General features: G+C 72.5%; 17 protein-coding genes. 3 read left to right on the top strand and 14 right to left on the bottom strand.

What is annotated here, in order from left to right; genetic code table 11:
* Positions 1-49 precede the first annotated feature (49 nt).
* The 3 genes from FOF48_RS34890 to FOF48_RS34880 all read right to left on the bottom strand — a co-directional run bounded on the left by FOF48_RS34890 (position 50) and on the right by FOF48_RS34880 (position 3,193).
* Positions 50-1,438: a sigma-54 dependent transcriptional regulator gene (locus FOF48_RS34890; RefSeq protein ID WP_143909116.1), complete on the bottom strand. Its 1,389-nt coding sequence runs from the start codon at positions 1,436-1,438 to the stop codon at positions 50-52.
* Positions 1,420-2,898 (bottom strand): sensor histidine kinase, encoded by a 1,479-nt coding sequence (locus FOF48_RS34885; RefSeq protein WP_143909113.1) that lies wholly within the window; start codon positions 2,896-2,898, stop codon positions 1,420-1,422. Before FOF48_RS34885 ends, FOF48_RS34890 begins: the two co-directional genes overlap by 19 nt.
* Before the next feature lie 100 nt (positions 2,899-2,998).
* On the bottom strand, positions 2,999-3,193 hold the full coding sequence (locus FOF48_RS34880) for a hypothetical protein (RefSeq protein WP_143909111.1): 195 nt from the start codon (positions 3,191-3,193) through the stop codon (positions 2,999-3,001).
* 235 nt (positions 3,194-3,428) lie between these two features.
* On the opposite strand from FOF48_RS34880, the gene FOF48_RS34875 reads away from it, so the two are divergent.
* Entirely contained in the window at positions 3,429-3,851 is a 423-nt protein-coding gene (locus FOF48_RS34875) for a response regulator (protein ID WP_235685575.1), read from the top strand.
* Here the strand turns inward: FOF48_RS34875 and FOF48_RS34870 are convergent.
* From FOF48_RS34870 to FOF48_RS34830, 9 genes are all read right to left on the bottom strand, one after another.
* Positions 3,848-5,179, bottom strand: a complete 1,332-nt coding sequence (locus tag FOF48_RS34870; RefSeq protein WP_143909108.1) for a dicarboxylate/amino acid:cation symporter — start codon at positions 5,177-5,179, stop codon at positions 3,848-3,850. The two genes, FOF48_RS34875 and FOF48_RS34870, sit on opposite strands and share 4 nt — an antisense overlap.
* Before the next feature lie 13 nt (positions 5,180-5,192).
* Positions 5,193-6,974: a monovalent cation:proton antiporter-2 (CPA2) family protein gene (locus tag FOF48_RS34865; RefSeq protein ID WP_143909106.1), complete on the bottom strand. Its 1,782-nt coding sequence runs from the start codon at positions 6,972-6,974 to the stop codon at positions 5,193-5,195.
* Between the two features lie 102 nt (positions 6,975-7,076).
* Positions 7,077-8,813 (bottom strand): ATP-binding protein, encoded by a 1,737-nt coding sequence (locus FOF48_RS34860; RefSeq protein ID WP_143909104.1) that lies wholly within the window; start codon positions 8,811-8,813, stop codon positions 7,077-7,079.
* A 111-nt stretch (positions 8,814-8,924) separates the two neighbouring features.
* Entirely contained in the window at positions 8,925-9,992 is a 1,068-nt protein-coding gene (gene cheB, locus FOF48_RS34855) for a chemotaxis-specific protein-glutamate methyltransferase CheB (RefSeq protein ID WP_143909102.1), read from the bottom strand.
* A complete protein-coding gene (locus FOF48_RS34850) occupies positions 9,989-12,136 on the bottom strand; it encodes a response regulator (RefSeq protein WP_143909100.1) in 2,148 nt (715 codons plus the stop codon). Before FOF48_RS34850 ends, cheB begins: the two co-directional genes overlap by 4 nt.
* Positions 12,137-12,139: 3 nt before the next feature.
* Complete coding sequence (locus tag FOF48_RS34845; protein WP_143909098.1) at positions 12,140-13,783, bottom strand: methyl-accepting chemotaxis protein; 1,644 nt, start codon at positions 13,781-13,783, stop codon at positions 12,140-12,142.
* A complete protein-coding gene (locus FOF48_RS34840) occupies positions 13,780-14,394 on the bottom strand; it encodes a chemotaxis protein CheW (RefSeq protein ID WP_143909096.1) in 615 nt (204 codons plus the stop codon). Before FOF48_RS34840 ends, FOF48_RS34845 begins: the two co-directional genes overlap by 4 nt.
* Positions 14,394-16,217 carry a protein-glutamate O-methyltransferase CheR gene (locus tag FOF48_RS34835; protein ID WP_143909094.1) on the bottom strand — a complete coding sequence of 608 codons (1,824 nt, stop codon included), beginning with the start codon at positions 16,215-16,217 and terminating at the stop codon, positions 14,394-14,396. The genes FOF48_RS34840 and FOF48_RS34835 overlap by 1 nt, the downstream gene beginning before the upstream one ends.
* Positions 16,214-16,699, bottom strand: a complete 486-nt coding sequence (locus FOF48_RS34830; protein WP_143909092.1) for a chemotaxis protein CheW — start codon at positions 16,697-16,699, stop codon at positions 16,214-16,216. Before FOF48_RS34830 ends, FOF48_RS34835 begins: the two co-directional genes overlap by 4 nt.
* A gap of 212 nt (positions 16,700-16,911) precedes the next feature.
* Here FOF48_RS34830 and FOF48_RS34825 point away from each other — a divergent pair, with 212 nt between their 5' ends.
* Complete coding sequence (locus FOF48_RS34825) at positions 16,912-18,492, top strand: NAD(P)/FAD-dependent oxidoreductase (protein ID WP_143909195.1); 1,581 nt, start codon at positions 16,912-16,914, stop codon at positions 18,490-18,492.
* Positions 18,493-18,530: 38 nt separating this feature from the next.
* On the opposite strand, the gene FOF48_RS34820 is transcribed toward FOF48_RS34825, so the two are convergent.
* The gene (locus FOF48_RS34820) at positions 18,531-18,899 is read right to left on the bottom strand and encodes a VOC family protein (protein ID WP_143909090.1); all 369 of its coding nucleotides are present in this window, start codon (positions 18,897-18,899) and stop codon (positions 18,531-18,533) included.
* A 187-nt stretch (positions 18,900-19,086) separates the two neighbouring features.
* Positions 19,087-20,868, bottom strand: coding sequence for a methyl-accepting chemotaxis protein (locus FOF48_RS34815; RefSeq protein ID WP_143909088.1), 1,782 nt, complete (start codon positions 20,866-20,868; stop codon positions 19,087-19,089).
* Positions 20,869-21,182: 314 nt separating this feature from the next.
* Here FOF48_RS34815 and FOF48_RS34810 point away from each other — a divergent pair, with 314 nt between their 5' ends.
* Positions 21,183-21,389, top strand: a complete 207-nt coding sequence (locus FOF48_RS34810) for a CsbD family protein (RefSeq protein WP_143909086.1) — start codon at positions 21,183-21,185, stop codon at positions 21,387-21,389.
* Positions 21,390-21,462: the final 73 nt, after the last annotated feature.

Here is a 21,462-nt window from a genome sequence, read left to right as displayed (position 1 = left end):
CCGGGGTCGCGCTGTCCGACCGCGAAGAGGAGCATCCGCCGTGCCAGCGTCAGGGCTTCTTCGCCTCGCGCGACTCCTTCGCCTCCGCGTCGCCGCGCTCCAGCTTGCGGTAGAGCGTCTTGCGGTCCACGCCCAGGATGCGCGCCGCCAGCGTCCGGCTGCCGCCCACCGCCTCCAGCACGCGGTGGATGTAGCGGCGCTCCAGCTCCTCCAGCGTCACCAGCTCCGACGCGTCCGTGTTCTCCGGCACCACGCGCGGCGTGCTGTAGTTGCGGATGCGCTCCGGCAGGTCGTCCACCGTGAGCTGCTCGAAGGACGTGAGCGCCACCGCGCGCTCGATGCAGTTCTGCAACTCGCGGACGTTGCCCGGCCACCCGTACGCCAGCAGGCGCTGCGCCGCCGCCGGTGACAGCCCGTCCACCTTCTTGCCCGTGCGCGACGCGAACTGCTCCACGAAGCGCTGCGACAACAGCAGCACGTCGTTGCCGCGCGCGCGCAGCGGGGGCAGCTCCAGGCCAATGACGTTGAGTCGGTAGTACAGGTCCTCGCGGAAGCGGCTCTCCTCCACCGCCAGCTCCAGGTCGCGGTTCGTCGCCGCGACGATGCGCGCGTCGAACGGCGTCTCCGTGTCCCCACCCACCGGACGCACCACGCGCTCCTGCAACGCGCGCAGCAGCTTCGGCTGGAGCGTCATGGGCAGCTCGCCCACCTCGTCCAGGAACAGCGTGCCGCCGTTGGCCTTCACGAACAGGCCCGTGCGCGAGGCCTTCGCGTCGGTGAAGGCCCCCTTGGCGTGGCCGAACAGCTCGCTCTCCAACAGCTGCTCCGGCATCGCCGCGCAGTTGATGGCCACGAAGGGCCCCTCCTTGCGCCGGCCGCGCGCATGGAGCGCCCTCGCGGCCACCTCCTTGCCCGTGCCGCTCTCACCGGTGATCAGCACCGTGGCGTCCACGTCCGCCACCCGGTCGATGAGCGCGTACGCCTGCTTCAGGGCGGGGCTCTCCCCCACGAGCACGCCGTCGTCCTGGCGTTGATCCAACGCCTGGCGCAGCCGCCGCACCTCCGCGCGCAGGGCGCGGTGCTGCACGGCCCGCTCCAGCACCAGCACCAGCGCGTCCAGGTCGATGGGCTTGGTGATGAAGTCATAGGCGCCCGCGCGGATGGCGGCCACCGCCGTCTCCAGGCTGCCGAAGGCCGTCACCACCACCACCGGGATGTCCGGCCGGTTGAGCACGATGCGCTCGCACAGCGCCAGGCCGTCCATGCCCGGCATGCGCAGGTCGGTGAGCACCGTGTCGAAGTCCTCGCCGGACAGGCGCTGGAGGGCCTCGTCCGCCGCGGCCACGGCCACGGGCTGGAAGCCCCGGCGCTGGAGGCCCTTCTCCACCATGGCGCGCATCTCGCGCTCGTCTTCGACAATCAGGATGCGGCCTGGCATGCGTGCGTCCCCGGCGGCAGATAGATGGAGAAACAACTCCCACGGCCCGGCTCGCTTTTCACGTCAATCCAGCCGCCGTGGTCCCGCACCATCCCATAGGAGACGGACAGACCCAGGCCCGTTCCCTCGCCCACGTCCTTGGTGGTGAAGAAGGGCTCGAAGACGTGGGGCAGCACGTCCGGCGCGATGCCCGTGCCCTCGTCCTCCACGTCCAGCCGCACCCAGTCCTGCTCCGGCCCGCCCACGTCCGCGGGCGGCGTGGCGCGCAGCACCTGCGAGCGCACCCGCAGGGTGCCCGGCCGGTTCATCGCGTGGAGGCCGTTCATCACCAGGTTGGTGAGCACCTGCTGGAACTGCCCCGCGTCCACCTCCACCGTGAAGCCCTGGGGCACCTCCTGCGACAGCGCGACGCCGCGCTTGGTGGCCATGGGCTTGAGCAGCGCCAGGGTGCGCTCGGCCAGCAGCGACAGGTCCTCCGGCGCGCGCGACGGCGCCCTCCGCCGGGCGAAGTCCAGCAGCTGGCGGATGATGCCGGTCATGTGCTGCGCCTGCTGGAAGATGATGCGGGCGCACTCGCCCACCTCCTCGCCCTCCGCTTCCCCGGAGGACACCATCTTCGCGCGGCCCATCACCACGTTGAGCGGCGTGCCCAGCTCGTGCGCCACGCCCGACGCCAGCTTGCCCACCGTGGTGAGCCGGTCCGCGTGGCGCAGGTGCTCCACCGTGGCCAGCCGCGCCGCCGTCTCCGACGCCAGCCGCGCCCGCGTCTCCTCCAACTGCTCGCCCATCCGGTTCATGGCCACCGCCAACGTCGTCAGTTCGTCGCCGCGCTCGTTGCGCAAGGGCACTCGCGCCGTGAGGTCGCCCTCTCCAATGCGCCCCGCCAGATGCACCAACTGCTCCACGGGCTGCCCCACCAGCTTGCGGCCCATGGCCATGGCGGCCAGCAGGAAGAACACGGAGAGCGCGGCGGTGGCGATGACCGTGCCCACCACCGTGGTGTGCACGTGCTGCTCCTGCTCGGACAGGGACTCGGTGATTTCGATGGCGCCCGCGCGCCGGCCCAGGAACACCGGCGTGTACGAGCGCAGCACGCCCGGGCTGCTGGACGTGTCCATCAACCAGCCGTCGTGGCCCGCGCGCAGGCTGAGCAGCAGCGCGGGGGGCAGCGCCGGCGCGAAGCCGGAGCCCGGCCCGCCGTCCAGCCACACCCAGCGCAGCCGCACCTGCTCCTGGAAGCGGTTGGCCTGGTTGAGGAGCGTGAGGGCCTCGGCCTCGCCCGCCAGCTGCCACGCCTTGCCAATGGAGCCGGCCAGCGTGTGGCCGAGCAGGCGGTGGTCGTGCTGCGAGTCGATCTCCGACCGGGTGAGCTCCTGGTGGACCTGGAACGCCTGGAGCCCGGCCATCACGGCGACGGCGAGCAGCACGAGGGCCAGGGTGAATTTGCGAGCGAGCTTCACGGAAAAGGCAACCCCCGGTTCGTGCGTGAGGGGGAAGGAACACACGGACCGGGGTGGTACGCTACGGGTACCGCGGGTGCTGCGTCACTGCGACAGATGGCTAGTTGCTGCCCGAGCTCTCGGACGGGGTGGTGGCCGCCTTCTGGCTGGCCGCCGGCTTCGCCTTCTTCGCCTTGGTGGGCTTCGCCTGGGTGGTGGGGGCAGCGGCCTTGGGGGCCTTGGGGGCCGCGGCGAAGGCGCCCATGGAGGCGAGGGACAGGGACAGACCGAGGACGAGGGCGGAAGTGCGCTTCATGGAAGACTCCGGTTCAGGCCCGCGAGAAGTTGGGTGCGGGGCTGACCGGGCCTAGAGCATTGCTCGTGCCAACTCCCGCTCCAGAGGGACGCACGGGCGGACGGGGGGCCTGATACCCGCGAAATGCCTGGGGCGTATTGCCCCGAGAGGGGCAGGATGCCCCGGAACATGCGGGGCCGGACGGATCCCCGGACCCGGAGGGTGCGTGGCATGGGCCATGCTCCTGGGGGGCGAAATGACCAACGCCCCCCCGCATGAAGCAGCCGCGTCCCCCGTGCGCATCCTGGTGGCCGAGGACGACGACGCGATGCGGGCCATGCTCGTGCGCACGCTGGTGCGCGCGGGCTACACGGTGGTGGAGGTGGAGGACGGCTTCGAGCTGGGGGACTACGTGGCCATGATGCAGGGCCAGGGCGGCACGCTCGCGCCGCCGGACCTCATCGTCAGCGACGTGCGCATGCCGGGCCGCAGCGGCCTGGAGGCCCTGAAGCGGCTGCGCGAGCAGGGCATCGCGTGCCCCGTCCTCCTGCTCAGCGCCTTCGCGGACGACGAGACGCACGCGGAGGCCCTGCGGCTGGGCGCGCGCCAGCTGCTGGACAAGCCGGTGGACCTGGACGTGCTGAAGGCGGCGGTGCGTGAAGCGGTGGCGCGGCCCTAGCCGGGCATCTCCTCGGGCTCGGCGCCGGGCGCCTGGGGGGCGGGCAGCGGCTGGCCGTGGAGCTCGGCGTGGAGCCGGTCGCGGTCCAGCTCCCCCTCCCAGCGGGAGACGACGATGCTGGCGACGCCGTTGCCGATGAAGTTGGTGAGCGCGCGCGCCTCGCTCATGAACCGGTCGATGCCCAGGATGAGCGCCAGGCCGGCCACCGGCACGGACGGCACCACCGCCAGCGTGGCGGCCAGGGTGATGAAGCCCGCGCCCGTCACGCCGGAGGCGCCCTTGGACGTGAGCATCGCCACGCCCAGCAGCGTGGCCGTCTGGGCGAGGGTGAGGTCCACGTTGAGCGCCTGGGCCACGAACAGCGCCGCCATGGTCAGGTAGATGTTGGTGCCGTCCAGGTTGAACGAGTAGCCGCTGGGCACCACCAGCCCCACCACGGACTTGGAGCAGCCCAGCCGCTCCAGCTTCTGCATCAGCGGCACCAGCGCGGACTCCGACGACGACGTGCCCAGCACCAGGAGCAGCTCCGCGCGGATGTAGCGCAGGAACTTCAGGATGGAGAAGCCCGTCAGCCGCGCCACCACGCCCAGCACGCCCACCACGAAGAGGCCGCACGCCAGGTAGAAGCAGCCCATCAGGCGCAGCAGCGGGCCCAGGCTGGTGATGCCGTAGGCGCCCAGGGTGAAGGCCATGGAGGCCCCCGCGCCAATGGGCGCCAGCTTCATCACGGTGCCAATCATGTGGAAGAAGGCCTTGGACAGCGCCTCCAGGAGGACGACCACGGGCCTCGCGGTGGCGCCCAGCGCGGTGAGGGAGAAGCCGAACAGCAGCGCCAGCAGCAGCACCTGGAGCAGGTCGCCCTCGCCGGTGAAGGCGTCCACGAAGGTGCGCGGGATGATGTGCAGCAGGAAGCCCGTGGTGGACTGGTCGTGCGCCTGCTGGGCGAAGCGGGCCACGGCGCTCGCGTCCAGCGTGCGGGGATCCACGTTGAAGCCGGACCCGGGCTTGAGCACCGTCACCACCAGCGCGCCGATGAGCAGCGCGAACGTGGAGATGACCTCGAAGTAGAGCAGCGCCTTGCCGCCCACCCGGCCCACCTTCTTCATGTCCGCCACGTTGGCGACCCCCAGCACCACGGTCAGGAAGATGACCGGGGAGATGAGCATCTTCACCAGCGCGATGAACGCGTCGCCCAGCGGCTTGAGCTTCACCGCCGTGGCCGGGAGGAGGTGACCCAGGAGGCCCCCGGCGAAGATGGCCGCCAGGACCCACAGGTAGAGGCGCGAGGAGGACTTCGGGGGTCCGGCTTCCGCGGTGTCGGCGCTCATGGTCCTGTCGTCCTCAGGCTGACTTCTGTTCGGCTTCGTCCTTCTCGAACAGCTGCTCCAGCTCGCGGCGCGCGCGGACGATGACCTCCATCATCTTCTTCTCGTCGCGGAACACCTTCGCGCTCTCCAGCATCAGGGCCTCGTCGTGCTCGCGGAAGCGCTCCACGGAGCGGCGGGCCTCCCCGAAGGTGAGGCCCATGGCCTGGAGCACGTCGTTGGCCATCACGAGGCTGGCGTCGAACGTCTCACGCACCAGGTGCGTGACGCCCAGGTCCAGCAGCCGGTACGCGTGCTCGCGGTTGCGCGCCCGCGCGTAGATGGTGAGGTTGGGGAAGTGCTCCTGGACCATCTGCGCGGTGCGCAGGGACGCGGCCATGTCGTCGATGGCCAGCACGAACACCTTCGCCTTGTCCGCGCGGGCCGCGCGCAAGAGGTCCAGCCGGGACGCGTCGCCGTAGAACACCTGGTTGCCGAAGCGCTGGATGAAGTCGATGTGCTCCGCGCTCGCGTCAATGGCGGTGAAGCCGATGCGCCGGGCGCGCAGCAGGCGGGCCACCACCTGCCCCACGCGGCCCATGCCCGCGATGATGACCGGGTGGTCCTGGTCCGGGGACACGTCGTATTCGCGCTGCGGCCCCTTCTTCTTGAAGCGCGGCGCCACCCAGCGCTCGTGGATGACGGACAGGAACGGCGTCACCGCCATGGACATGCCCACCACCAGCACCAGCAGGTCCGCCTGCGGGCGGTCCATCACGTGGAAGGCCACCGCCAGGGAGAAGAGGACGAAGGCGAACTCACCGCCCTGCGAAATCACCACCGCCAGGTTCAGCGCGGAGCCCGGCTTCTTCAGGCCCACGCGCCCCAGCCCGTACAGCACCAGCGCCTTGAGGAAGGTGAGGCCCAGCACCAGCGCCAGCACGCGCAGCGGCTCATGCGCCAGCAGCGTGAGGTTCACGGACATGCCCACCGCGATGAAGAACAGGCCCAGCAAGAGGCCCTTGAACGGTTCGATGTCCGCTTCCAGCTCGTGGCGGTACTCGGACTCCGACAGCAGCACGCCCGCGAGGAACGCGCCCAGCGCCATGGACAGCCCCACCGCGCTGACCAGCGACGCGGTGCCCACGACCACGAGCAGCGCCGTCGCGGTGAACAGCTCCTGGCTGTGCACGGACGCCACCGCGCGGAACACCGGCCGCAGGAGGTAGCGGCCCGCCACCACCACCAGCACCACCGCGCCCGCGGCCTTCAGCGCCGTCAGCCAGCCGGCCTCCGTGGCCGGCGCCTCGGAGACGCCCAGCAGCGGCAGCAGGGCCAGGAGCGGGATGACCGCCAGGTCCTGGAACAGCAGGATGCCGAAGGCCAGCTGCCCGTGCTCCGCGGCGAGCTGGTTCTTCTCCCCCAGCAGCTGGAGCGCGAACGCGGTGGAGGACAGCGACAGGCCGAAGCCCGCGATGATGGCCGCGCCCCAGGCGAGCCCCAGCGCCCGCCCCACGCCCGCCAGGAGCAGCCCCGTCAGCACCACCTGCGCCCCGCCCATCCCGAACACCGACCGGCGCAGGCTCCACAGGCGCGACGGCTGCAGCTCCAGGCCAATCACGAACAGCAGCAACACCACGCCCAGCTCCGCGATGTGGAGGATGTTCTCCACGTCGGAGATGAGGCCCGCGCCATACGGCCCGATGGCCGCGCCCGCCGCCAGGTACCCCAGCACGGAGCCCAGCCCCAACCGCTTGAAGAGGGGCACGGCGATGACCGTGGCGGCCAGGAACACCAGCGCCTGATGCAGGAATGACATAAGGCGCCTGCATGGCACGCTTAAGGCGGTGCGGCAACTGGAGCCGAGGGGGCTCTCACCTGCTGGGTGGGCAACAGGGTGAGGGGCGCGGACGCGGGCGCGTCAGTGCTCGTAGGCGTCGCGCGGGCGCGTCAGGGGGCCGCCGGCTCCCGCCTGCTGCGTGACGGTCGCGGGCGCGGCGAGGTGCGCCACGGGCAGCGTGAAGGTGAAGACGCTGCCGGTGCCCAGGGTGCTCTCCGCGCGGATGCCGCCGCCGTGGGCTTCCACCAGTCCCTTGGCGATGGCCAGGCCCAGGCCGGTGCCCCGGCTGGCCGCGTCGCGCGCCTGCCAGTAGCGGTCGAAGATGTGCGGCAGCGCGTCCGGGGTGATGCCGTTGCCCGTGTCGCGCACGTCGAAGGACACCTCGTTGCCGCGCACCGTCGCGCGCATCGACAGGGTGCCGCCCGGCGGGGTGAACTTCACCGCGTTGCCCAGCAGGTTGCCCATCACCTGGAGCACGCGGCTGCGGTCGCACTTCACGCGCAGCGACTCCGGGGGCAGGTCCGCCTCCAGGTGCAGCCCCTTGGCCTCCGCCAGCGGACGGATGGCCTCCAGCGCCTCGGTGGCCAGCGACGCCGCGGGGTACTCGCCCAGCTCCAGCGGCAGGTGCCCGGCTTCCAGGCGGCCCCAGTCCAGCAGGTCGGAGATGAGCCGCGACATGCGCTCCGCCGCGTCGTTGATGCGCGTGGCCTGCTTGGCCACGGCCTCGCCGCCCGGCTTGCCCGCCGTGCCGCGCAGCAGCAGCGCCGCGCCCAACTGCACCACGCCCAGCGGGTTCTTCAGGTCGTGCGACACGACGGCGAGCAGGTCCTCGCGCGCGCGGGCCGCCCGGCGCGACTCGCCCACCAGCCGCGCGTTGTCGATGGCGAGGCTCGCGCGCAGGCACAGGTCCTCCGCCAGCGCCAGGTCATCCGGGCCGTACCGGCGCCCGGAGCCGGAGCTCACGAACGTCACCGCGCCCAGCGTGTGGCCGCGCGCGCGCAGCGGGATGATCATGTACGAGCGCGCCTGGAGCGCCTCCAGCATCGCCGGGTGCGCGGGCTCCGCCGCCGCGGCGCGCAGCAGCGACTCCGTCACCGCCGGCACCAGCTCCGGCTCTCCGGTGCGCAGCACGCGCAAGAGGCCCACCGGCGCGTCGTCGCGCACCTCCGTGCGCATGGGCAGGCCCCGGGCGCGCTCCTGCTGCGTCGGGTCCAGGCACGCCACCGCCGCGCGGCCCACCCACGGCCCATGCTCCAGCGCGTCCACCAGGCACCAGTCCGCCAGGTCCGGCACGGCCAGGTGCGCGAGCAGCGTGTACATGCCCTGGGGATCCGGCGGGTGGGTGAAGAGCGTCGTCATCGCCTGGTAGAGGAACGAGCGGCGGCGCTCGGCCGTCTCCACCTCCGCGCGCGACGCCAGCTCCAGCTCCAGGGCGCGCGAGTAGACGGCCTCCGCCTCCGTGAGCGCCCGCGCGGTCACCAGGACGGCAGGGGACACGTCCGCGTCCGTCCCCAGCGGCGTGAGCACCAGCGCGTGCGGCCGCAGGCCCTGCATGCCCGGCCAGGGCGCCTCCACGGTGGTGGACTCGCGCAGCGTCATCACCCGGACGCGCGCGGCCTCCAGCGCCCTCAGCGCGTCCTGGGGCAGGCCCAGCTCGCTCCAGTGCCGGCCGGCGAGCTCCCCCTCGGTCCGCCCGAGCGCCCGGGCGCCCGCGGCGCTGCACGACACCAGCCGCCCCGAGCCATCCAGCAGATAGGCAGGATCGGGGATGGCGGCGAAGGCCGCTTCATAGGCCGGACCAGTCGTGGGAGCGCTCATCGGGGAGGAGGGGACGGGGAGATGTCCCATTGGACTCGATATTGACACTCCGTGCCAGGGACGCCATTCCGCCCCGGAATCCAACCGGATGAGTTTCACTCAACCAACACTTCAGGGCGTGCGGCCCGCCGGCTGGTAGAGCGCCTGCAACCTGCGGGCGATCTGCCCCAGGGGGAGGACTTCGTGCGCCAGGTTGGCGCCCACCACCACCGCGGGCATGCCGTAGACGACGGACGTCGCCTCGTCCTGGGCAATCACGCGCCCGCCCGCCTGGTGCACGTCCCGGATTCCGTCCAGCCCGTCCTGGCCCATGCCGGTGAGCACCACGGCCAGTGACGTCTGCCCATACGCGCGGGCGACGGCGCGGAACAGCCAGTTGGCGGAGGGGCGGAACCCCTGGATGGGGGCGGCGCCGGACACCTGGACGCGGTGGTCCGTCGTCACGCCCAGGTGCTTGTCGTCCGGGGCCAGGTACACCGTGCCGGGCAGGAGCGGCTCGCAGTCCTCGGCCACCTTCACCCGCAGCTTCGTGGCCGTGCCCAGCCACGTCGCCAGCCCCGACCCGAAGCCCAGCGCGATGTGCTGCACCACCAGGATGGGCGGCGGGGGCGTGTCCCGGCCGTTGAGGTCGGACAGGATGCGGTGGAGGGCGGCGGGGCCGCCGGTGGACGCGGCCATGGCCAGCACGGACGGCGGGCGCGGCTGGGGGGTGGACGTGGGCTCGGCCGGGGGCGGCGGCGGGGCGGCGCGGTCCGGCCAGCGGCGCACCACCTTCACCTGGGCCATGGCCTTGAGCGTGTCGCGCAGGCGGCGGCTGTCCGCCTCGAAGTCCGGCGACTCCGGGCCCACCGGCTTCTGGAGCACCGCGAGCGCTCCGGCCCTCAGCGCGGCCATGGATGTCTGGATGTCGCGCTCCACCAGCGTGGACACCACCACCACGGGCGTGGGCACCTCCGTCATGATGCGGCGGGTGGCGTCCAGGCCGTCCATGCGCGGCATCTGGATGTCCATCGTCACCAGGGAGGGCTGGAGGCGCTGGCACAGCTCCACGGCCTCCAGGCCATCCTTGGCCTCACCCACCACGGTGAGCGCCGGGTCGGTGCGCAGGATCTCCACCAGCAGCCGCCGGGCGGTGGGCGAGTCCTCGGCCACCAGGATGCGCAACGGTTCGGTCTTCATAGCAGTCGCCTCAGCGTCTCCAGCAGGCTCGTCGGGTCAAACGCGCTCTTCACGATGTAGGCGCTGGCGCCGGCCTGCAGTCCGCGCGCCTTGTCCTCGGGCTTCTCGCGCGACGTGACGAGCACCACCGGCACCCGCCCGAAGCGGGGCGACGCGCGCACGGCCTCCGTGACCTGGAAGCCATCCATGCGCGGCATCTCCACGTCCAGCACCAGCGCGTCCGCGCCGCCCGCCTGGAGCCGCTCCCACGCCTCCGCGCCATCCGCGCACGCCGTGACGTCGAACCCGGCGCCCTCCAGGATGCTCTGCTCCAGCATGCGCGTGGTGGGCGAGTCGTCCGCCAGCACCACGTGCTTGCGCACCGCCTTCTCCCGGGGCGTGGGGAAGAAGTGGGCGGACGGGCGCCCGCCCGCGGCCCGCACCAGCGAGGCCGGGTTGAGCAGCAGCGCCATGCGGCCATCCGGCAGCACCGCCGCCGCCGCCACGTGCCGCGCGCGCTTCACGCGGCCGCCCAGCGAGCGCACCAGCACCTCCTGCTCGGCGATGACCTCGTCCACCACCAGCGCCGCCCGCGCGGTGCCCGCGGACAGCACCACCGCGGACGGCCGCGCCTTGGGCGCGCCCGCGGGCAGGTCCAGCACGCCCGCGAGCGACGCCAGGGGCACGAGCGCGTCCGGCGTCACCCAGGACATGCGGCCCTCCACCTCGCGCACGTCGGAGGGGGACAGGCGCAGCAGCCGGTCCACGCCCTCGCTCGCGAGCGCGAGGATCTGCCCGCCCGCGGTCACCAGCAGCACGCGCAGGGTGCTCAGGGTGAGGGGCACGTCCAGCGTGAAGCGGGTGCCCTGGCCGGCCTTGAAGGCCACCTCCACGCTGCCGCGCAGGGCCTCCACCTGGGCGCGCACCACGTCCAGGCCCACGCCCCGGCCGGACACCGCCGTCACCTTCGCCGCGGTGGACAGCCCGGGCATGAAGACGAGCCGGGCGGCCTCCTCGTCGTCCTCGGGCGCCTCCAGGCCCCGGGCGCGCGCGCGCTCGCGCAGCGCCTCCAGGTCCAGGCCGCGCCCGTCGTCCTCCACCGCCACCTCCACCCGGCTGCCGCGCAGCCGCGCGGACAGCACCACGCGGCCCTCCTCGGACTTGCCGTGGCGCACGCGCTCCTCGGGCGCCTCCAGGCCGTGCGCCACCGCGTTGCGCACCAGGTGCAGCAGCGGCTCGCGCAGGGACTGGAGCAGCGAGCGGTCCAGCTCCAGCCCGCCGCCGTGCACCTCCATGCGCGCGCGCCGGCCCAGGCCGTGCGCCACGTCGCGCGCGGCGCGCTCCAGGCCCGTGCAGCCCTCCTCGAAGGGGAGCATGCGGGCGCGGCGCACCTCGTCGTCCAGGCCGGTGGAGGACTGGAACAGCGCGCGGCGGTCCTGCGCCAGCACGCGCGCCACCCGCGCCAGCTCCATCTCCACCCGGCGCAGCGTCGTTTCAGAGGAGGTGCCGCGCACCGTCCCGCGCAGGCTGGCGGCGTCGTCGCGCAGCTGCTCCAGCGACTCGGCGTGGCCTTCCAGGCGCAGCATGGCCACGCGCAGCTCGCCGCTGCGGCTCAGGAGCGCGTCCAGCTTCTGGCCGGACACGCGCACCGGCAGCGCCTCCCCGCTGGCCTGCGCCGGGACCGCGGGCTCCGGCTCCGGCTCCGCGTCCGCGGCTTCGGGCGAGGGGGGCCTCGCGCCGGCCCGGGGGGGCTCCGGCGCCCGTGCGGGCATGCCGTGCGCGGCCTGCTCCAGCTGGGGCAGCAGCGCCTCCAGCGGCGAGCCGGGCAGCTCCTGGCGCGACGCCAGGCGGCGGCCCGCGTCGTCCAGCGCGTCCACGGTGGCGAAGCACAGCTCGAACAGGTCCGGCGTCGGGGCGCGCCCGTGGAGGAGGGACTCCAGCACCTCCTCCATGCGGTGGCAGGCGTTCTCCACCATGCTGGCGCTGGCCGCGCGCGACGCGCCCTTCACGCTGTGCAGCGTGCGCAAGAGGCCCGGGATGAGCTCCCGCGCGCGCGCCGGGGCCTGCTCCAGCGCGAGCAGGTCCCGGTTGAGGGACACGACGTGCCCCTCCAGCTCCTCCAGGAACGAGTCCAGCAGTGCCTGCGCCAGCCTGTCGCGATCCATGGGTTAGCGCCCGAACTCCCCGAGCAGCCCCTTGAGCTTCTGGCCCATGGCGTTGATGTCCTGCATCGCGCGCTCCGTCTGCCGCGACGAGGTGAGGCCCTGCTGCGTGGCCTGGTTCACGTCGTGCATCGCCTGGCGGATCTGCCCGATGCCGGTGGCCTGCTGGTTGGCGGACGCGGCGATCTGCGCGGCCGTGAGCGAGGCCTGCGTGAGCAGGTCCGCCAGCTGCTGGATGGTGGTGCCGGCCTCCGTGACGACGCGGGTGGCGGACGACACGCTCTTGGTGCCCTCCTCCGTGGTCATCACCGCGCCGTGGGTGGCCTTCTGGATTTGACCGAGGATCTGCCGCACCTGCGCGGTGGCCTTCTTGGACTGCTCCGCCAGGGCCTTCACCTCTGATGCGACGACGGCGAAGCCTCGGCCGTGCTCGCCCGCGCGGCTCGCTTCGATGGACGCGTTGAGCGCCAGCATGTGCGTCTGTTCGGAGATGTCGTTGACGGTGGTGATGATGTCGCCAATGGCCTGGGCCTGCTCGGCCAGGGCGAGGATGCGCGACGCGATGGACTCCACCTGGTCGCGCACCGCGCCCATCGCGGACACGGCCTCCTCCACGGCGCGGCGGCCGGAGCGGCCCACCTCCTCCGAGTGCCGGGCGGACTCGCTCACCGCGCGGGCGCGGCCCGCGGCCTCCTCCGACGTCTTGGTGATCTCCTCGATGGTGCTCACCGTCTCCGTCACGGCGGTGCCCTGCTCCTGGGCGCCGGCCACCTGTTCGGTGGTGCTGGCGAGGATTTCGGAGGACGCGCCCGCGAGCTGGTTGACGAACTCCGCCACCGTCTTGAGGGTGTGTTCGCGCTGTTCGGCCTGCCGGGCCAATTGGACTTCCGCTTGCTGGCGGCGGTCGGCCATGGCGTTGAAGGTGTTCGCCAGGTCCGCCATCTCATCACGGCCGCGCACGTCGATGCGGTGGGTGAGGTCGCCCTTGCCCAGCTGTTCGGCGCCGAAGGTGAGCTTGCGCAAGGGACCGGTGATGCCCCGGGTGATGACGAAGCTGCCCACGCCCACGATGGCCAGGCCCAGCAGGGTGCCCAGCGCCAGCACCCAGATGCTGCGCTGCGCGGCCCGGGTGGCGGCGTCGGAGTGTTGCTGCCAGCGCTCCTCTTCGGTGTCGCGCATCTCGTAGATGATTTCGCGGATGGCATCCATGTCGCGCTGGCCGCGGTTGGTCTTCACCAGGGCCAGGGCCGCGTCGAAGCCCTGCTCGCGGCGCAGGCGGATGGTCTCCGACATCTCGTCCAGCTTGTTGGCGACCAGGGGCTCCAGCTTCTGGAGGCGCGCGCGCTGGTCCGGGTACTTCGCCATCGCGGGGCGCAAGGCGTCCAGGTCCGAGCGCAGCTCGCCCAGGGCGCTCTGGTACGGGCGCAGGTAGGAGTCGTCGCCGGTGAGCACGTAGCCGCGCTGGCCTGTCTCCGCGTCCACGACGAGCGCGCGCACCTCGCGCAGCAGCTTGTAGTTGTTGTGGGACTCCAGCAGGCCGTCGGTGGTGGCGGTGAGTTGCTGCGCGCCCTGGAAGGCCACGCCCGCGATTACCAGCAGGACCAGCAGGGACAAGCCGAAGCCCAGCGCGATGCGATTCCCGATGCTCATGCGACTCCTTCTTCGGACAGCTCGAACACGAGACGCTCGTCACCGAGGAGGGCTTCTCCCTCCAGGACGAGCGTGCCGTCGGGGCTCACGCCGGACACCAGCGCGCCCGCTTCCTCTTCCAGGGAGGGGGGCGCGGGCAACAGCTCCGTGCCCGTGAGCACCGCCACCTCCGACACCTCGTCCGTGCGCAGCCCCAGCTCCGCCCGCGCGGTGCCCACCACCAGCACCGGGCCGCTCGCGTTGGCGGCGGGCCGGCCGAACAGCGGCGCCAGCTCCACCACGGGCAGCACCTCGCCGCGCAGCAGGGTCAGGCCGCGCAGCAGCGGCGGCGAGCCGGGCAGCGGGGTGAGCTCCGGCGCGCGCATCACCTCCAGGATGAAGCGCGACTCCAGCGCGTACGTCTGGCCCGCGGCGCGGAAGCGGACCACCTCGCGCTGGCTGCCGGGCAGCGCGGGGACTTCCGGCGGACGCGCGAGGATGAGGGCGCGCGCGTCGAGCTGGGCTTGGGCCGCCGCGTCCGTGAGGGAGTCGCGCGCCTCGGTGGCGCGCTCCAGCGCTTCCAGCCGGGCCCGGACCTGCTGCCAGTCGATGACTCCCTCGCGCTTGACCATCAGCTCGCCTCTCCGCCTTCAGTCCCGGACCGCTCCAGGCGCCGCCACTCCGCGCGGGCCACGTCCGCCAGGGCACCTGCCCGTTCTCCCTCCGCCAGCGGCACCAGCGCCTCTGGCGGCAGCTTCCGGCACAGCGCCTCGGCTTCGCGGTAGGCCCGGGCCGCGGCGGCGGCCTGGTCCTGCTGGCGCAGCACGTGGCCCAGGAGCAGGTGGCCCACGGCGAGCCCCGGCTCCAGGTAGAGCGCCTGCCGGACGGATTTCTCCGCGTCGGTCAGCCGTCCCTGTCCCAGCAGCAGCAGCGCCTCCAGATAGCGCAGACCGGCGACCAGCGGGTGACGAAGCGAGGCCTCACCGCACGCGAACACCGCGGCGCGGGAGTCGAGGTTGGCCAGTGCACGAACCGCCGCCACGGAGTGGTCGGGGTCGGCGGCCTGGGCCCCCGCCCGCCGAGCGGCTTCGCGCCAGTCGCCTCGGGCCAGGGCCTGCCGCACCGCCTCCAGGGCCTCCACGCCCAGGGTGAAGCGCGCCGCCGGCCGCGTCGCGGGAGCCCCGCCGGAAGAGGGCACGCCTCCTGGAGTCCCGGTGGCCGAAGGCCCGGGGCCCGGAGCGCCCGTGCTGGAGGGGCCGCCGCTTGAGGATGCGGAGGAGCCCGAGCCAGACGGCCCGCGCCCTGGAGACACGGGAGTCGCCGTGGCCGCGGGTCCGGCTCCCGAGGCGCCGGAAGGCCCGCTGCTGGAGGACGCGGAGTCTCCCGAGCCGCGAAACCCGCCGCCCGAGGATGGCCGAACCGCGCCAGAAGGCCCTGCGCCCGTCAGCGCTGACGTTCCCGCGCCGGGGCGGATCCCAGGCGTCGTCGGCGCGCGCGGGGCGTGCGGCGTGGACGCGGCGGGGGAGGTGTCGGGCCGGGGAGGCGCGTTTGGAGGCGTGGCCGGAAACGGCGTGCCGTCCGCGCGCAGGGGCGCCAGGGGCTGGAGCGGAACGAAGTGCCCGGCGTGCTGTCCGGCCAGGGGCTTGCGGTACAGCACGCCCCACTCCGTGAGGACGGGCTCGAGCGGGGCATAGTCGCCCAGCGGCGGGTCGGAGGGGCCGGTGAAGAGATAGCCACCCTCATCCAGCGACGCGTGGAGCCTGCGCGCCACGCCCTCGATGGTGGCGCGGTTGAAGTAGATGAGGACGTTGCGGCAGAAGATGACATCCAACTGCCAGATGCCGCTCTCCGCGGAGGGCCACGTCTCCAACGCGAGGTTGAGGTAGCCCAGCTGCACGTGGCGCTTCACGGCGGGGGACAGCAGGTAGTGGCGGCCCTCCTGCTTGAGGTGGGCGCGCATGCGGTCCGCGGAGGGGCCGCGCAGGGACCAGTCGGTGTAGCGGCCCTGCTGGGCGCGGGCGAGCGCCGTGCGCGACACATCCGTCGCGCGCACCAGCATGTGGTCCTCCCAGCCCTCGGCCATCAGCAGCGCGGCGATGGAGTAGGGCTCCTCGCCGGAGGCGCAGGCCGCGCTCCACGCGCGCAGCAGGTGGTCCGGGCCCTTGCGCTCGCGGAGCTCCGGCAGCACCACGCGGCGCAGGTGGTCGAAGTGCTCGTGGGTGCGGAAGAAGTACGTCTCCCCGATGGTCAGCTCGGTGAGCAGGTCGTCCAGCAGGGAGCTGTCCTGCGCCAGCTCCCGCAGGTAGACCTCCACGTCGTCCTGGTTGGCGCGGGCCATGGCGCGCTGGATGCCTTCCAGCGCCGCGGCCAGGCAGCTGGGCGCGGCGAGCCCCGCGCGCTCCTCCACCAGGGTGAGCACTTCCTTGAAGCCCGGGGGAAGGACGCCGCCTATCAAGCGGGCTCCGGAAGGGCTCCGAGCGCGGTGTCCAACTGCATCGCTTCGGCCTCGGAGAGGAAGGAGCGCAGGTCGTGCACCAACACCAGACCGTCCGCCAGCTTCGCGGCCCCCGCGACATAACCCACGCCGGGCAGCGCCCCGGGGGAGGCATCCCATTCGCCAGGGGTGATGGGGTGCAGCCCCTCCGCGCGGTCCACGCGCAGCGCCACCGGACGTCCGCCCGCGCTGGCGACGATGAAGTGGTCCATGGGCGACAGGGGCCGCGCGGCGTGACGGAAGCGGCGGCGCAGGTCCAGCACGGGCAGCAGCTCGCCGCGCAGGTTGAGCAGGCCCTCCACTACGTCCGGTGCCTGGGGCAGGGGCGTGAGGCGCGCGGCGCGCACCAGCTCGCGCACGTCCTCCATGGGCAGGCCGTAGCGCTGCCGCTCCAGGGTGAACAACAAGACTTCCAGTGGGCGGGCCTCCGCGGGGGGATTCATGGATGCGCGTCGCAGGCTACAGGACGGAATGCACCCTGGGGATTCAGGATGGTGTCCCGTCCTCTAGAAGACGCTCCGTGGGAGAGGGAGCGCTTCGGCCCGGAATCAACCGCTGGCGCGCGGCCGGGAATCCCGGGCGGAAACGCTTTTTCGGGATGGCCGTCCCGATGGGGCAATCGCAAGCCGGCGTGGGGCCGGGCATCGTGAGGCACATGGTTCAGCACGTCATCGTCGTGGGCGCGGGGCCGGGGGGCCTGTCGGCCGCCATCAACCTGGCGGGGCAGGGCTTCCAGGTCACCGTGGTGGAGAAGGACGCCATCCCCGGTGGCCGCATGAAGGGGCTGCGGCTGGGGCAGGACGGCGAGTACGCGGTGGACACCGGCCCGTCCATCCTCCAGCTGCCCGGCGTGCTGAGGCAGATCTTCCAGCGCGCGGGCAAGCAGCTGGAGGACTACGTCACGCTCACGCCGGTGGACCCCAACACGCGCGTGCACTTCTGGGACGGCACGCACCTGGACACGCGGCGCGACCTGGAGCGGATGGGGCAGGAGCTGGAGAAGTTCGGCGCGGGCAAGTCGCGGGCGCTGAGGGATTGGATGGCGGACGGGCGGGAGAAGTACGCGCTCGCGTATGAGAAGTTCATCTGCACCCACGCGGGGAGCCTGAGCTACTACGCGCCCTGGCGGCTCGCGCCCACGCTGCGCTTCAAGCCGTGGCGGACGCTCTACGCGCAGCTGGACGGGTTCTTCCACGACGACCGGATGACCTACGCGCTGGCGTATCCATCCAAGTACCTGGGGCTGCACCCGACGACGTGCTCATCGGTGTTCAGCGTGATTCCGTTCATCGAGCTGGCCTTCGGCGTGTGGCACGTGCAGGGCGGCTTCCGGGAGCTGGCGCGCGGGATGATGAAGTGCGCCCAGGACCTGGGGGCCACCTTCCGCATGGGCACGGCGGTGGAGCGGGTGCGGACGGAAGCGGGCCGCGCCGTGGGCGTGAAGCTCGCGAACGGCGAGGTGCTGGACGCGGACGCGGTGGTGGTGAACGCGGACCTGGCCTACGCGGCGCGGACGCTGCTGGCCCCGGAGGTGCGCGAGGGCAGCCGGCTGACGGACGCGGCGCTGGAGCGGGCGAAGTATTCGTGCAGCACGTTCATGGCGTACTACGGCGTGGACACGACGTACGCGGACCTGCCGCACCACCTCATCTACCTGTCGGAGAGCGCGCGGCGGACGGACCGGGACGCGCTGGAGGACCGGACGGTGGACGTGGACGACCCGCCCTTCTACGTGTGCAACCCGGGCGTGTCGGACGCATCCGGGGCGCCCGCGGGGCACTCCACGCTGTACGTGCTGGTGCCCACGCCCAACACCGCGAGGCCGGTGGACTGGGCGAGGACAGAGGCCACGCTGCGCGAGCGCATCCCGAGGATGCTGGAGAAGGTGGGCATCCGGAACCTGCGCGAACACGTGAAGGCGGAGCGCTACTTCACGGCGGAGACGTGGCGGGACGACTTCAACGTGTTCCGGGGCGCGGTGTTCAACCTGTCTCATACGTGGCTGCAGCTGGGGCCGCTGCGGCCCCGGGTGAAGAACGGGCAGGTGGAGGGCCTGTACTTCGTGGGCGGCGGCACGCACCCGGGCAGCGGGCTGCTCACCATCATGGAGAGCGCGAACATCGCGGCGGACTACCTCACGCGCGAGGCGGGAAAGGGGCCGCTGAAGGGCTGGCCCTACGTGCCGCCGCTGGAGGATGACGCGGCGAGTGCGCCGCCCCGGCCGCGCGCGGCCTGAGGCGGCTGTCGGTCATGACGCGGGAGCGCCGCCGGGGCTCAGGCGGCGCCGGGGCGGCAGCTCACCTCCACGAGGAGCCCGCCCGGGGCGCGGCAGTAGACGAGGGTGCCCCGGTTGTTGCGGATGACGTCGGACACCTCCAGGCCGTCGGCCTTCACGCGCGCGTGGAAGTCGAGCACGGGGGCTTCGGAGTCCTGGAGGAAGCCGACGTGGAAGTCCTCCGGGAAGGTGTCGGTGTCGCGCTTGCGGCGCTGGAGGATGAGCGCGAAGCCATCCTGGCCGGCGAGCATGGCGATGGCGGGCGAGTCGTGGTTCTTCGCGTGCGACGTGAAGCCGCAGTAGCGCGTGAAGAAGCGGGCGGTGGCCTGGACGTCGGGGACCTGCAGATCGAGGTGATTCAGTTTCATGGCGAGCCTCGCGAAGGCACACGCGTGCCTTCGAAGGGCCGGGGGTCCTGACTCCCGAGGGAGACGGACAAGTGCTTCCACCATGGAAGTGACCGGGGCTCACCGAACCGGTCCGCCGTTTTTCGACCGGGGTGGACGCTAACGGTGGGCAGGGACGCGTGGCAAGCCATCCCGCACGGACGGCACCTCAGGCCACGTACCGCTCCGCCAGCTCCGACACCTGCCCGGTCGCCTGGGCCACCGCCGTCGCTGCTTCCTGCGTGGTGTCCAGCTGGCGCAGCGTCGCGGCCATCAGCTCGTCCATCTCGCTCACCGCGACGAAGAGCTGATCCACGCCCGCGTGCTGCTGCGCCACCGCTTCGGCGATCTGCCGCACCACCGTCGCGGACTCCTGCGCCAGCGAGATGAGCTCGCGCAGCCGCTCGCCGCTCTTGCGCAGCGGCACCAGCGCCGCCTCCACGCCCTGGGCGCTCTTGTCCGCCGTCGTCACGGCCTCGCCCGTGGCGGCCTCCATGCCCTCCAAGAGCCCGCGCACCTGGCCCGTCGCCTTGATGGACTGGTCCGCCAGCTCGCGCATCTGCCGCGCCACCACCGCGAAGCCCCGGCCCTGCTCGCCCGCGCGGCTCGCCTCGATGGCCGCGTTGATGGCCAGCATGTGCGACTGGTCCGCCAGCGACTTCACCACCTCCGACACCCGGCCCACCTCGCGGGCGCGCGTGCCCAGGTCGCTCACCTGCTGGTTCAGGCCGTGCGTCAGGTCGCGGATGTCCGCGAGCCCCTGCTCCGTGCCCGCCAGCGACTCCGCGCCCAGCCGGCCCATCGCCGCCGCGCGCTCCGCCACCGCGAGGATGCTCCCCGCGCGGCTGGCCGCCAGCTTCGACGTCTGCTGAATCTCATGCGCCGTGGAGCGCGCTTGATGGATGGCCGCCGCCTGCCGCGACAGCGTGCGGTTCTGCTGGTCGCTCGCCTCCGTCAGCCGCGTGCCCGCCTTCGCCAGGTGCCCCGCCGACGAGCGCAGCGACCGGGGCAGCTCCTGCAACTGCTCGTAGAGCAGCCACGTGCGCGCCGACAGGTCGCCCAGCTCGTCCGTGGACACCCACTGCGGCGGCGACGCGCGGCCCTCCACCAGCGCGTCCAGCGACGCGCCCACCGCCTTCGCTCCCTGCGCCAGCCGCCGCGCCGCCCACGCCGCGGTGAAGATGGCGCCCAGCGCCGCGAACCCGCCCAGCAGCGCCACCGGCGTCGTCAAATCCTCCTGCAGCGGCTGGATGCGCGCGCGCACCCGCGCCGCGCCCCGGGGGTCGCCCGACAGCTCCAGGTCCTCCGCCAGCGACGAGAGGTTCCTCTCCAGCCGCAGCTGCAACGTGGCGATGCTGGTGATGCAGGTGATGAGCAGCGCGGACACGACGATGGCCGGCAGGAACCAGCTCTGCCGGGGCAGGAACAGGCCCTCTCCGGCGGGGCGCTCATGCGGCGCGCGGCGGAAGGCCTCCAGCGTCACCCCGGCCAGCGCCCGCTCGTAGAGCATGTACATGATGGGCGCGCTGAAGAGCCCCGCGCTCATCGCCACCGCCACGCCCACCAGGATGACGCGCGGCGGCCGGTCCAACGCCAGACCGATGGCGCCGTTGAAGAAGATGCCGCCCAGGAACCAGCCCGCCTGCGCCTCCACGAACGTGAGCACGCCCGGCAGCCGCAGCAGCCGCCGGAGCCGCTCCGGCGGGGCGGCCTCCTCCTGCACCGCGTGCCGCAGCAGCGCGCCCACCGCCCCGATGGGCACCACCAACGCCAGCCCGCCAATCACGATGGGCGTGACCACCCCCAGCACGAACCCCATCGCGCTCCCCACGTCCAACAACTGCATGTCGACGTAGATGGCGGGAGCCACCGCCACCGTGACGACCAGGGTGCGCAGCATCAGCAGCTTGAAGAGCAGCGCGTTCGTCGACGGGGTCGGAGGTGGATTCATCGGGCAGCGGATCCGGGAAGTGCTCGCAAGCCTGTGCGCGAAGCACGGGTGCGTCAATGCAACGTCCTCGTCTTGTGACAATGACTCCAGGGGCTCCCTGAATAACAGGGACGCCACGGGTAGGGGGGGCGGGGAGCGTGTCGGACCCGCGCGCGTCGCGTGTCGTCCGTTGCCTTGACCTCCATGGATGTCCTGGCCTCGCCCGACTCCGGGCAGGGCAGCCGTGCGGGCGGGCCCGCGTCGCCTGCCGGCCGCGGAAGACATGCGCACGTTGCCTTCACCAACGCTTCAAACACCGACGTCAGGAGGACGCCATGGGTGAGTGGACTGACAAGGCCAAGGGCAAGGTGAAGGAGACCGTGGGCGCGGCGACCGGCGACCGTTCGCTGGAAGCCGAGGGCAAGGCGGACACGCTCAAGGGGAAGATCAAAGGCGTGGTGGAGGACGTGAAGCACGCCATCAAGGACAAGCGCGACGAGCGCGAGGCCGCGCGCCGCGACGCGGATCCGCACCGGCGCTAGGCCGTGTCTGATGGATGCAGGTGGCGCAGGTAGGAGAAGATGAGCGCCACCTGCACCAGGGCCAGGTAGTTGA

This window comes from Corallococcus sp. Z5C101001 (genome assembly GCF_007352635.1).
In the GTDB taxonomy this organism is placed as follows: Bacteria; Myxococcota; Myxococcia; order Myxococcales; family Myxococcaceae; genus Corallococcus; species Corallococcus silvisoli.
This window is presented reverse-complemented; position numbering and strand designations above follow the sequence as displayed.

Bases quoted from the DNA above. Each gene is read 5' to 3' on its own strand.
- FOF48_RS34870 (WP_143909108.1), bottom strand. From the start codon at position 5,179: ATGAGCGCCGACACCGCGGAAGCCGGACCCCCGAAGTCCTCCTCGCGC.
- FOF48_RS34865 (WP_143909106.1), bottom strand. From the start codon at position 6,974: ATGTCATTCCTGCATCAGGCGCTGGTGTTCCTGGCCGCCACGGTCATC.
- FOF48_RS34875 (WP_235685575.1), top strand. From the start codon at position 3,429: ATGACCAACGCCCCCCCGCATGAAGCAGCCGCGTCCCCCGTGCGCATC.
- FOF48_RS34840 (WP_143909096.1), bottom strand. From the start codon at position 14,394: ATGGTCAAGCGCGAGGGAGTCATCGACTGGCAGCAGGTCCGGGCCCGG.
- FOF48_RS34890 (WP_143909116.1), bottom strand. From the start codon at position 1,438: ATGCCAGGCCGCATCCTGATTGTCGAAGACGAGCGCGAGATGCGCGCC.
- FOF48_RS34825 (WP_143909195.1), top strand. From the start codon at position 16,912: ATGGTTCAGCACGTCATCGTCGTGGGCGCGGGGCCGGGGGGCCTGTCG.
- FOF48_RS34815 (WP_143909088.1), bottom strand. From the start codon at position 20,868: ATGAATCCACCTCCGACCCCGTCGACGAACGCGCTGCTCTTCAAGCTG.
- cheB (WP_143909102.1), bottom strand. From the start codon at position 9,992: ATGAAGACCGAACCGTTGCGCATCCTGGTGGCCGAGGACTCGCCCACC.
- FOF48_RS34880 (WP_143909111.1), bottom strand. From the start codon at position 3,193: ATGAAGCGCACTTCCGCCCTCGTCCTCGGTCTGTCCCTGTCCCTCGCC.
- FOF48_RS34850 (WP_143909100.1), bottom strand. From the start codon at position 12,136: ATGGATCGCGACAGGCTGGCGCAGGCACTGCTGGACTCGTTCCTGGAG.
- FOF48_RS34820 (WP_143909090.1), bottom strand. From the start codon at position 18,899: ATGAAACTGAATCACCTCGATCTGCAGGTCCCCGACGTCCAGGCCACC.
- FOF48_RS34810 (WP_143909086.1), top strand. From the start codon at position 21,183: ATGGGTGAGTGGACTGACAAGGCCAAGGGCAAGGTGAAGGAGACCGTG.
- FOF48_RS34830 (WP_143909092.1), bottom strand. From the start codon at position 16,699: ATGAATCCCCCCGCGGAGGCCCGCCCACTGGAAGTCTTGTTGTTCACC.
- FOF48_RS34860 (WP_143909104.1), bottom strand. From the start codon at position 8,813: ATGAGCGCTCCCACGACTGGTCCGGCCTATGAAGCGGCCTTCGCCGCC.
- FOF48_RS34845 (WP_143909098.1), bottom strand. From the start codon at position 13,783: ATGAGCATCGGGAATCGCATCGCGCTGGGCTTCGGCTTGTCCCTGCTG.